Here is a 12,458-nt window from a genome sequence, read left to right as displayed (position 1 = left end):
GATTTGTAACGCTTTCTATTTTTATTTGACAGTTATCCTGCTCGTAATAGACGCATAGCGTCATCACGCCCAAAAAGATAAAGGAGCAAACGTAAAGTTTGTCCTTGTTCTGAAGAAAGATGAGGATCACGTTGCAAAAATGAATGTGCATCTCTTCTTGCCATGGATAAAAGATCATTATGTATTGCAAGGTTTGCTACGCGAAACTCAGGCATACCAGATTGTTTGGTTCCTAAAAGTTCTCCTTCTCCTCGCAAACGCCAATCTTCTTCAGCGATTTTAAAACCGTCTTCTGTATTGCGTATAATATTAAGGCGTGTCGCTGCCATCTTTGTCAGTGGCTCTTTGTAGAGTAAAATACAGGAAGATTTTTTGTTTCCTCGTCCAACACGTCCACGCAATTGATGCAATTGTGAAAGCCCGAAATGTTCTGCATGTTCGATGACGATGATAGAAGCATCAGGAATGTCCACTCCCACTTCAATGACTGTGGTTGCAACCAAAATACTTGTATTTCCATATTTAAAAGATGCCATAGCTGCTTCTTTTTCATCTGTAGACATTTTCCCATGGATCATTCCAACAAGTGTACCAAATCGCTCATGAAGCATAGCAAAACGGCTTTCAATTGAAGTGAGCTCAAGAATTTTAGATTCTTCCACTAAAGGGCAGATCCAATAAAGTTTTTCACCTTTTTCTAACGCAATAGCAATGCGTTCTATGAGTTCATGAATACGTTTCAAAGAAAGTATTGCTGTTTTAATTGGTTGTCGTCCCATTGGTTTTTCAGTAATTTGAGAAACGTCCATATCACCAAAAGCTGTTAAGACGAGTGTACGTGGAATAGGGGTGGCGGTCATTACTAGCATATCAGGTTTATGACCTTTTGCGGTAAGGGCAAGTCGTTGATGCACACCAAAACGGTGTTGTTCATCAATAATCGCTAAGGCAAGATTATTATAAGAAACGCTATCTTGTATGAGAGCATGTGTTCCGATGATTATAGAAGCTTGGCCTGATAGGATATCGTTCAAGATGTTTGTGCGTGTTTTTCCTTTTTCTCGTCCAGTTAAAAGGGTTGTTCGTAATCCGATCTTTTCAGCAAGAGGTGCAATTGTAGAAAAATGCTGTCTGGAAAGAACTTCTGTTGGTGCCATTAAAGCGGATTGTCCTGAATTTTCAGCAATTTGTGCACTTGCCATCAGTGCAACAACGGTTTTTCCTGCGCCTACATCACCTTGGAGAAGCCTTAACATTGGTTCTGGTGCAGCAAGATCTTTTGCTATATCTTTTATCGCTTTTGTCTGTCCATTTGTCAGCTGAAAGGGAAGGGCTTTTAGGAGCTTTGTTGTGTAAGTTCCTGTTGGTGGGCGAGGGGTTCCAGAAAGAGATTTTGTTTGCAAACGTGTTAAAGCAAGAGCTAACTGACAAGCAAGAAGTTCATCATAAGCAAGACGTTTACGTGCAGCACTTTCTAAAGTTAGATCATCGGGATCTACGGGGGCGTGGATTCGGCGTAAAGCAATGGCAAAAGAAGGAAAATTTTGCTGCTTTTTGACATCTTCTTCTATCCATTCTGGTAAGAGAGGAAGATAATCGAGGGCATTTTGCATTGCACGTCTTAGTGCCTTTGCTGACAATCCGGCGGTAGAGGGATAAACTGGTTCGATCAGAGATATTTGATTTGATTGCTCACTTGATACAATATAATCTGGATGAATCATGGAAAGTTGTCCATTAAACCGCTCTACTTTTCCTGATACGATGACTTTTTTTCCTTCCGGTAGCTGTTTTTTCAGCCAAGAAGGTTTGGCATGAAAAAAGACTAAATTTATTTTTCCTGTTTGATCATGTGCTACGACCCGATAGGGTAATCGGCTACGGCTAAATGGCGGTGGCTGATGCTGATTGATCATAATTTCAAGAGTAACCGTGCTTCCTTCTTGAGCGTAAGCAATACTGGGGCGCATTCTGCGATCTATAGCAGAATAGGGCATGAGTTGGAGGAGATCAATAAGAGTAGGCTCACGCTGTGTAGGGTTAATGTTTAAGATTTTTGCCAGCAAGCTATATAGCTTAGGTGTAACCCCAGAAAGGGTACGGATAGAATTAAAAAGAGGAGCAATAAGGCTTGGAATCATAAGGAAATTTACCCTGCTCTTTTTGTTTTTTCTAGTATTTTAAAAGGATTTTTTGAAGATAAATTGTATAAAAAATATTTTATTTATACTTTTAATTTTATATTTTAAAACTTATTAATATAAATTAATACTTAAATAATACATAAAATTAAAAATATATTTTAAATATTATCTATATTTATAGGTTTTATTTATTTTTTTTGTATAATTTATTTGCTGTGAATAGAGGCATTTTCTTGATGAAAACTCTTATAAATATCAGTAGAACTGGGATATCTTAGTGGTCTGTGGGGGACATGAATTTAAAAGCTTTAAAAGCATGATAAGTTAATGTATTCCTTAGTTATAGAGCACTAAAATTTGCAATTTAGCATTTGTTTTGTATTGGGAAACTGTGAGAGTGGCGGAAAATAAAAATAAAATACAAGATGATGAAAATTCTTTTCCTCGTTTTATTCATTTGAGGGTACATTCTGCCTATTCGCTTCTAGAAGGGGCTTTAAAAATCCCACAAATTATTCAACATGCCATTTCTGATCATACACCAGCGGTTGCTGTTACCGATACAAATAATCTATTTGGTGCTTTGGAATTTTCGCAATCTTGTTTTTCTCAGGGTATTCAGCCTATTATTGGCTGTCAACTTGCAGTTGATTTTTGTGATGAAAATAGTCATCCGCGTTTTGTTAAAGGGCGCCATCCTTCTGATTTTTGTTCTCTTGTTTTTTTGGCTGCTAGTGAGGTAGGTTATGCGCATTTAGTTCGTCTTGTGAGCCGTGCTTATCTTGATAAGTGCGATACTGATCCTCCTCATATAAAAGCTGATTGGCTTTCTGCACACAGTGAAGGAATTATTGCTTTAACTGGTGGTAAAGGGGGGCCTATTAATCTTCCTTTAGAAGAAGATAGAAAAGAACATGCTGTTGAACGTTTAACTTATTTGAAAAAAAATTTTGGTGATCGTCTTTATATAGAATTACAGCGTCATGGCTCTTTTGATAGACAAGTAGAAGCTGCACTTATTGAATTGGCATATGCATATAAAATTCCTCTTGTTGCAACCAATGAAGCTTTTTTTCTGAACAAAGAAGGGTATGAAGCACATGATGCGCTGATGGCAGTTGCAGAAGGACAGATTGTTTCTAATCCAGATCGTAAACGTGTGACGCCAGATCATTATTTGAAGTCACAAGACGAAATGATTGCTCTGTTTTCTGATCTTCCAGAAGCGCTTGAAAATAGTGTTGAAATTGCATTGCGTTGTCATGCTGCTACACCGGTTCGTAAACCTATTTTGCCTCGTTTTATAGAGCAATCTGTTAATTCAGATGCTCCTTTAAAAGTAGAAGATAATGAATTGTTAAAGCAAGCTAAAGATGGTTTAAAAATGCGGCTTGAGACAATTGGGCTGGCCGAAGGATATACAGTTGCAGATTATGAACAGCGACTTGATTATGAAATTTCCGTTATTACTCGCATGCAATTTTCTGGTTATTTTCTTATCGTTTCGGATTTTATAAAATGGGCGAAGCTTCATGATATCCCGGTTGGTCCAGGACGTGGCTCTGGGGCTGGTTCATTGGTTGCTTATGCATTGACTATTACTGATGTTGATCCATTACGTTTTTCTCTTCTCTTTGAGCGCTTTCTTAATCCAGATCGTGTTTCTATGCCGGATTTTGATATCGACTTTTGTCAAGAAAGACGCGAAGAGGTGATTCATTATGTTCAAAAAAAATATGGTCGTGATCAAGTCGCTCAAATTATTACATTTGGTAAGTTACAGGCGCGCGCAGTGTTGCGTGATGTTGGGCGTGTTTTGGAAGTGCCTTATCGTCAGGTAGATTATCTGACAAAATTGGTTCCCGCTACACCTGGGAGCCAGGTTGAATTGGCTGATGCTATTAGGGATGAATCTAAGTTTGAGGAGGAAAAGAAAAAAGATCCCGTTGTTGGACGCACTTTAGATATAGCACTTCAGTTGGAGGGGCTTTATCGTCATGCATCAACTCATGCTGCAGGGATTGTTATTGGTGACCGTCCGCTTTCAGAGCTTGTTCCAATGTATCGTGATCCTCGTTCTGATATGCCTGTTACACAATTTAACATGAAATATGTTGAACAGGCAGGGTTAGTAAAATTTGATTTTCTTGGATTGAAAACGCTAACTGTTTTGAAGATGGCGGTAGATTTTGTTGCACGCAAGGGAATCAAAATAGATTTGGCAAATATTCCTCTGAATGATGAACTGACCTATGCTATGATGGCACGTGGTGAAACGGTTGGTGTGTTTCAAGTTGAAAGTTCTGGTATGCGTAAGGCGCTGATTGGAATGAAGCCAGATCGTATTGAAGATATTATCGCGCTTGTTGCACTCTATCGTCCTGGTCCGATGGAGAATATTCCAACCTATAATGCACGAAAACACAAAGAAGAAGAAATTGCTTCTATTCATCCTAAAATAGATCATTTAATTCAAGAAACACAAGGCGTGATTGTGTATCAAGAACAGGTGATGCAGATTGCTCAGGTGCTTGCTGGATATTCGCTTGGAGAGGCTGACTTATTGCGCCGTGCTATGGGTAAGAAAATTCAAAAAGAAATGCAACAACAGCGTACGCGCTTTGTCAATGGAGCAGTGGATGGTGGTGTTGATAAAGAGCAGGCTGACATTATCTTTGATCTTTTAGCAAAATTTGCAGATTATGGTTTTAACAAATCGCATGCTGCTGCTTATGCGATTGTTTCTTATCAAACAGCTTATATGAAGGCGCACCATCCAATTGAGTTTTTAGCTGCTTCAATGACGTATGATATGACAAATACGGATAAATTAAATGATTTTCGGCGTGAAGCATTAAGGTTAGGGATTAAAATTATTGCCCCTTGTGTGCAAACATCACATCGTGTTTTTGAGGTTGGTGATAACTGTATTTATTATTCTCTTTCTGCTATTAAAGGTGTAGGAGAGGCGGTTGTTGATCATATTGTTGCTTGTCGTGGAAATAAACCTTTTAAGGATTTAGAAGATTTTTGTGAGCGTATTGATCCACGTATTGTTAATAAGCGTGCGATGGAAAGCTTGATTTATGCTGGTGCTTTTGATTGCTTTAATATTGCACGTGAGGTTTTATTGGCGAGCCTTACAACTCTTCATGCGCGTGCTCTTCGTATCATGGATAACAATTCTAGTGGACAGATTGATATATTTGGAGTGACAAGTGCTTTAAAAGAGCCTTTAATTCTTTCGCAAACCTCTCCTTGGTTGCCTGCTGAAAAACTCTATAGAGAATTTCAAGCAATAGGTTTTTATCTTTCTGCTCATCCTTTGGATGAATATCAAGATATTCTTGCTAAAAAACGTGTACAAACTTGGGTTGATTTTTCTCATGCTGTTAAAGGGGGGGCAACTGCTGCTAGGCTTGCTGGAACTGTTGTGGCAAAACAAGTACGAAAAACAAAATCTGGTAAGAAAATGGGAATTGTTCATTTTTCTGATATGAGTGGACAGTATGAGACGATTTTATTTTCTGAAGCACTTACGGTTTATGAGGATATGCTGGAACTCGGAAAATCTTTTATTGTTACGGTAAGTGCAGAAAACCGCTCTGAAGGTATTAGTTTGCGTCTTGAGACGGTTCAATCCTTAGAGGATGAAGCATTACAGCATCATAAAATGATGCGTCTCTTTATAGAAACAGTTGATATGCTTCCGCAAATTAAGCAAAATTTAAATCATAGTGGGGATGGACAAGTAGGGATTATTCTGATTCAAGAAGATGGATTACGAGAAGTCGAAATCACTCTTCCAAAGCGATATAAGGTTAATTCACGTGTGGCAGCTGCGATGAAATTAATTCATGGTGTTGTTGAGGTGGAAATCACTTGATCAAGAGCTGTGAGATGACTGTTTGTTTTGATTGGTGTTTTTATTTTATCGGTTCTTTATGGTTTGTCTTTGAAAAAGATCATGTTGAGTAAGAATGCCAAATATAGAAAGATTCTTTCCTTTCAAATTTTTTGTGATGAAATCATCAAGATTATTTCTTTGCATATCAATGGTAGTATCAGTGTGTAGATAAATTTTTTTAGAAGATGTCTTTTATAAACTGCCTAATGCAAGAGTTGTTGCTGTATTTCAAAGTTGGAAAATTGAATGATTGTACCGTATTGTTCGTATTTGATAGGCACAAAGTTGGTGTATCAAGCACAAAACGATGGATAATGGATTTTCTTACAGTCCTCATGAAGCTTGTTATGAGATAGCTTTTGAAGCAATAAGAGATGTTTTTTAGTAAGTTTGTAGAATGTATAGCATAATGGCATATTATGCTGTGTGAGAGGGTTCTTCTTGATGAAAGATATGATAGATAAAAGCGTGAGACGATGCTTAGATTTCAATGATTTTATTGTAAGTGTCATTTTGATAATTAATGAAAAATCTTCTCAAGAATTTTAAGCAATAAATTTTTGTTTTTTCGTCTTCTGGACAAGTATCAATCCCATTTTCAAAAATGGTAAAACCTTACTTTTATTGTGATAAATTATAAATAATTTTGGTATAATAATATTTTAAAATAGTCTTCTTTCTTTGTCTATATAAGCGCAATATGAGGGGGCTTTATAGGTTTTTATCATACGTTTTTATGAGGTTTATAGCATCGTACATATAAAGCCAATTAAGGTTAGACATGATGCTTTCTGGGGTACGAATTTTCATGATGAAATTACGTGCAAGTGCTATAGGACCGGTCGCGTGATAGGCTATTCTATTTAAATCTCCACGTTTTTTTACTGCTGTAACTCGGGGATCACGTATTTTTTCGTATAGTGAAAGAGCTTCTGTTAATGAAAGATTTTTAAGAGAGAAAAGTTCTGCTAATGTGGCAGCGTCTTCTATTGCCATAGCAGCGCCTTGCGCTGCAAAGGGAAGAGAAGCATGGGCACTGTCACCAACAAACACTTGTCTTTTTAGACCTAAGAAACGGTTCTGTTTCATTTGAAAAAGTGGCCAATAGCTCCATTCATCGATATGGTCAAAGATTTGCAGAATTTGTAGATTCCAATCTTTAAAAAGAGAGCTAAGATTTTTTTTATTTCCTTTATATGTCCATCCTTCTTTTGAGTGTTCTCCATGCGTAATGGCTACAAAATTAAAAATTTTTTCTGATGGTTGCATGGGATAGATAACAAAATGATTTTTTGGTCCCATCCAAGCTGTGATTGTTTTCATATTTTGTAGTAGAGAATGAAAGTTTTTAGGAAGATTTTCCAGTTCCGTTGTTGCACGCCAAGCAATAAAACCGCTAAAATTTGCTTTTTCATGAAAAGGAGGTAATTGCCGTAATGTGGACCAGACACCATCGCATCCAATAAGAAGTGGTGTTAAATAAGATTGTTGTTGTTGTGCTTCAGTTAATGAATCTACTTTAATTGTTTTTATATGAATGTTGTTGGTTGCAGTTTGTGTTACTGATACAATGGATTCGCCTGCTTGATATTTTATGAAAGGGTTTCTAAGAACAGCATTGTACAGAATTTTTTGTAATTCTGCACGGTGAATCGTGATATAAGGAAACTTCCAGTTTTTTTCCGATAAGTTGATAAGATCAACCCGCAGCCGTGTTTTTAAAGATATCCCATCTCTTAATTCAAGAAAATGTGGTGTTGTACCTATTTTTGTGAGCTCGTTAAGAATTCCCCAACGAGCAAGGATACGGGTCGCATTTGGAGTGAGCTGAATACCAGCACCCGCAGAATCAAGCTGTTTACGCTTTTCGATAATGGTGCTTGTAATTTCTTTATGAGCAAGTGCCAAAGCTGTGCTTAGACCGGCAATACCTCCTCCTACAATGATTGGTGATTGATCCATATATTACTTTAGATTAAAAGCAGAGAGCATATTATAATGGATTTCTAGGATGATATAAACATCCTGTTGGGTTTGTTTGATTGTATGATAGTGAGGAAACATAGCGATAAAGAGTTGAACAATAAGGGCAGATTTTTTCATCTGATGCGCCCATATCGATAAAAATATGAGGATGATCGAAAGGTTGTGTGGCACCTACACACATAAATTCTTTTACGCCAATTTCGATAGTTTTATATCCAAGGTCATTTTGGAAATGGGGAATATTATGGTTAGCCATGGTGTGCAAACTCCGAGTAAATTACCTCATCAGGTATGATCTCAATTCTCTATTTTGCGCATTAATTTGTAATAAAGCTTCTAATAATGCAAGGTGCTTTTTGCAAGAAAGAGCTATTTTTACATGTTATACGAAGATGTACTGTGTTCTAGGAATTTGCGTAAAGAGCGGGCGTGAGTGTTTTAAAATACGCATAGAGATAATATGAGAAAATGATTCATTTTATATGTCATAAATATTGGTAACATATCGTAAAGTGTTCTATGTGATACTTATTTATAATGATTTGAGAGAGTATAAAGGAAGCTTAGCTATAATATATGAAAAAGAGGGTGAAAGATAAAATTTTTCTATCGGATATCACAATGAAAAATCGGAGGAGATTTGTTAATCGAGAATTTTCATGGTTACAGTTTAATACGCGGGTATTGATGGAGGCTGCTAATTCAAGACATCCTTTATTAGAACGATTACAATTTCTTTCAATTTCAGCAGCAAATCTTGATGAATTTTGTATGGTTCGTGTTGCTGGTCTTGTCGCTCAAATTCGTTCTGGGAGTACAGTGCGCAGTGCAGATGGGCGCACACCGCAGGAGCAGCTTGATTTGGTATTAGATGAGATTTCACGCTTACAGGAGCAGCAGTTACAAGAATTGCGTGCTTTATGCTATGAATTAAAACAGAGTGATATCGAGATTATTCATTCTAATGGGCTTTCAGAAATTGAAAAATCATGGCTCGAAAAATATTTTTTTGATACAATTCTTCCCGTTTTAAAACCTTTATCTGTTGATTCTGCTCACTCTTTTCCGTTTGTTCCTAATTTAGGACTTTCATTTGCTCTTCAATTGTCTCAGAGTGTTGATCAACACTCTTCTATAGTATTGTTACCTGTTCCAACGACCTTAAAGCGTTTTATTCTTCTTCCTCGAGAAGAAAATAATGATTTTCGTTTTATTGCATCCGAAGAAGTTATCAACCTTTTTATGCGTTATGTATTTCCTGGTTTTGAAGTTGATGGAATTGGCACGTTTAGAGTCATTCGTGATAGTGATATTACAGTAGAAGAAGAGGCGGAAGACCTTGTTCATTTTTTTGAAACAGCTCTTAAAAGGCGTCGTCGTGGGCAGGTTATTCGCATTGAATTTGACGCAAAAATGTCAGAGGATTTACGCAAATTTATAACGAATGCTCTTGCTGTTCCCGATAATTGTATCAGTATTCTAGATGGATTGTTAGCACTTAATTCGGTTTCAGAGATTGTTTCTATTCCACGTGATGATCTCAAATTTATTCCTTATCATCCTCGTTTCCCTAAATATATTCGCGAGTATGGTGATTACTTTGCGGCTATTCGTGAAAATGATATCGTGATTCATCATCCTTATGAGTCCTTTGATGTTGTTGTGCAATTTTTATATCACGCCGCTCACGATCCTGATGTTGTGGAAATTAGACAAACTCTTTATCGTACATCGAATGACAGCCCAATTGTCAGCGCTTTGATTAAGGCTGCTGAACAGGGAAAGTCGGTGACTGCTTTGGTAGAACTTAAAGCACGCTTTGATGAAGAAGCCAATATTCGTTGGGCACGTGATCTTGAAAATGCAGGTGTTCAGGTAATTTTTGGTTTTGTTGCGTTAAAAACACATGCTAAGATGTCACTTATCGTAAGACGTGAAGGAGAACGTCTTTGTTCTTATGTTCATCTTGGAACTGGAAATTATCATCCTATTAATGCTAAAGTTTATACAGATCTTTCTTTTTTCACCACTGATGATGATATTGCTCACGATGTTGCATTATTGTTCAATTATATTGCTCAATATGAACGACCAAATAAAGTAATGAAGATTGCTTTTTCACCCTTAACGTTGCGTAGTCGTATTCTTAAGCATATTGAAGGGGAAGTTGCTCATGCGAGAGAGGGGCGAGAGGCTGCTATTTGGATGAAAGTCAATGCATTGGTTGATCCAGAAATTATTGATGCTTTATATTATGCCAGTCAAGCGGGGGTAAAAATTGATTTGGTTGTGCGGGGGATATGCTGTTTACGTCCTGGGGTTCCAGGGATTTCTGATAATATTCGTGTAAAATCAATTGTAGGACGTTTTCTTGAACATAGCCGTATATTTTGTTTTGGTAATGGTGAAGATTTGCCAAGTGAAAGCGCGTTGGTTTATTTAGGATCTGCTGATATGATGCCTCGTAACTTGGATCATCGTATTGAAATATTGGTTCCAGTTTTTCATAAGACGGTTCGTAAGCAGATTCTTTTACAAATTATGTTGGTTAATATTATTGATAATCAGCAAAGCTTTGATATACTCAATGACGGAACCTCAAAACGTATAATACCGCAAAGAGGTGAAAGTCTGTTTAATGCGCAGGAGTATTTTATGGTCAATGCAGGTCTTTCGAGGCGGGGGAAATCTTTAGAGTCTTCCGATTCGCATTTGGTTGCATTGTATCGGCAACAGTCCGAAATGTATAAGGACTGAAAAGTCTAATGACATATATAAATGCTCAGGGCCGATTGAAAGGGTGTAAGCCTGTTGCTGTTATCGATATCGGCTCGAATTCTGTTCGTCTTGTTATTTATGAAGGTCTTGTTCGTTCTCCGACAGTTTTATTTAATGAGAAAGTTCTCTGTGGTCTTGGTCAGGGTGTTGCAAGGACGGGGTTTTTAGAAGAAAAATCAATTAAAATGGCATTGCGAACACTAAAGCGCTTTCGTATGCTTTGTCGACAAATTGGAGCAGATGAAGTTTATACTCTCGCAACAGCAGCAGCGCGAGAAGCAAAAAATGGCTCAGTATTCATTCAAAATGCTGAAAATATTTTACAAAATAAAATATATCTTCTTTCAGGAAGTGAAGAGGCTGCTTATTCAGCATATGGAGTTATTTCTACTTTTTACCAACCAAAGGGTATTTCCGGGGATCTTGGTGGGGGAAGTCTCGAACTGATTGATATTGATCATTTTGATGTAGGTCAGGGGATAACTTTACCACTTGGTAGTTTACGGCTACAGTATATGTCCAATAATGATATTGACGTTGCTGCAAAAATTACCCATGAGCAATTTTGTAAACTTTCTTCTGTTCATAAAGACAGGACACGTTATTTCTATGCAGTAGGAGGTACGTGGCGTAATTTGGCAAAACTCCATATGGAAACGAAGCACTATCAACTTCCTGTTATGCATGGCTATGAAGTTGATGCCGTTGAGATGGAAGGCTTTTTGCGTCATGTAGCGAGTGGCAGTATTGATGATATAAAAGGGATTTCAGCTGTTTCAAAAAACCGTCGTCAGCTTTTGTCTTATGGAGCAATTGTTCTTATTGAACTCATTCAATGTATGAGATTTGAAAAGATTATATTTTCTGGAGCTGGAGTTCGTGAAGGTTTTCTTTATTCACGATTGCCTCAAGAGGTTCGTATTTCAGATCCTTTAATTACTGCATGTACGGAGATGGCTATTTTACGGGCGCGTTCACCAAAACAAGCTGAAGAACTTATTAATTTCACAACCAATGCCTTTAACGTTTTTGGAGTTTTAGAAACTGAAAATGAGTGTCGTTATCGTAAAGCTGCTTGTCTTCTTGCGGATATTGGTTGGCGCATACATCCAGATTATCGAGGCAATGAGGCAGCACATCAGATCGTGTTAGGATCTTATCCGGGAATTTCTCATGAGGGGCGCGTTTATGCTGCGCTTGCTGTTTTTTTTCGTAATACGGGTTTGCGGACTGATGAAGAATCTCTTCCCATTTTTCAGTTAGCAACCGAAGAGATCATTAAAAAAGCGCGCATTCTTGGTGAAATTATGCGTATTGCTCATCTTTTTAGTGCTTCTACTGCAGGTATTTTACCTCATTTATCGTGGCATAAAAAAACAGATCATATTGTATTATACATTCCAGGGCGTTACGCTGACTTATTAGGAGAGCGCCCTCTTGGGCGGTTAAAAAAATTATCAAAAATAGTCAAAATGCCTCTTTCTTTTGAAACGTTCTAATTCTTTCCTTGATTCAGTTATAGGAATCCATCTTTAAATTATGACACACTTAATCAATCCCTATTCGAATTGTTCTGTAGATTCATTTTAAATTGTTGATTTGTAAATTTGATAGAGCATTTATCTTTTTGATATAATGTGTGT

At 37.3% G+C, this 12,458-nt stretch carries 6 protein-coding genes; 3 read left to right on the top strand and 3 right to left on the bottom strand.

Annotated elements, in window-relative coordinates:
* Window positions 1-32: 32 nt before the first annotated feature.
* Window positions 33-2,141 carry an ATP-dependent DNA helicase RecG gene (gene recG, locus ABID39_RS02940; protein ID WP_354185879.1) on the bottom strand — a complete coding sequence of 703 codons (2,109 nt, stop codon included), beginning with the start codon at window positions 2,139-2,141 and terminating at the stop codon, window positions 33-35.
* A 400-nt stretch (window positions 2,142-2,541) separates the two neighbouring features.
* Here recG and dnaE point away from each other — a divergent pair, with 400 nt between their 5' ends.
* Window positions 2,542-6,030 carry a DNA polymerase III subunit alpha gene (gene dnaE, locus ABID39_RS02935; protein ID WP_354185877.1) on the top strand — a complete coding sequence of 1,163 codons (3,489 nt, stop codon included), beginning with the start codon at window positions 2,542-2,544 and terminating at the stop codon, window positions 6,028-6,030.
* A gap of 732 nt (window positions 6,031-6,762) precedes the next feature.
* Here dnaE and ABID39_RS02930 read toward each other — a convergent pair.
* A complete protein-coding gene (locus ABID39_RS02930) occupies window positions 6,763-8,013 on the bottom strand; it encodes an FAD-binding protein (RefSeq protein ID WP_354185875.1) in 1,251 nt (416 codons plus the stop codon).
* 31 nt (window positions 8,014-8,044) lie between these two features.
* Complete coding sequence (locus ABID39_RS02925) at window positions 8,045-8,293, bottom strand: zinc-finger domain-containing protein (protein ID WP_354185873.1); 249 nt, start codon at window positions 8,291-8,293, stop codon at window positions 8,045-8,047.
* Window positions 8,294-8,613: 320 nt separating this feature from the next.
* Between ABID39_RS02925 and ABID39_RS02920 the strand changes: the two genes are divergently transcribed.
* A complete protein-coding gene (locus tag ABID39_RS02920; protein WP_354185871.1) occupies window positions 8,614-10,794 on the top strand; it encodes an RNA degradosome polyphosphate kinase in 2,181 nt (726 codons plus the stop codon).
* Between the two features lie 8 nt (window positions 10,795-10,802).
* The gene (gene ppx / locus ABID39_RS02915) at window positions 10,803-12,314 is read left to right on the top strand and encodes an exopolyphosphatase (RefSeq protein WP_354185869.1); all 1,512 of its coding nucleotides are present in this window, start codon (window positions 10,803-10,805) and stop codon (window positions 12,312-12,314) included.
* Window positions 12,315-12,458: the final 144 nt, after the last annotated feature.

It is taken from the genome of Bartonella japonica, from assembly GCF_040545385.1.
Taxonomy (GTDB): Bacteria; Pseudomonadota; Alphaproteobacteria; order Rhizobiales; family Rhizobiaceae; genus Bartonella; species Bartonella japonica.
The sequence above is the reverse complement of the archived record's forward strand: the minus strand, read 5'-3'. Positions and strand labels throughout refer to the sequence as shown.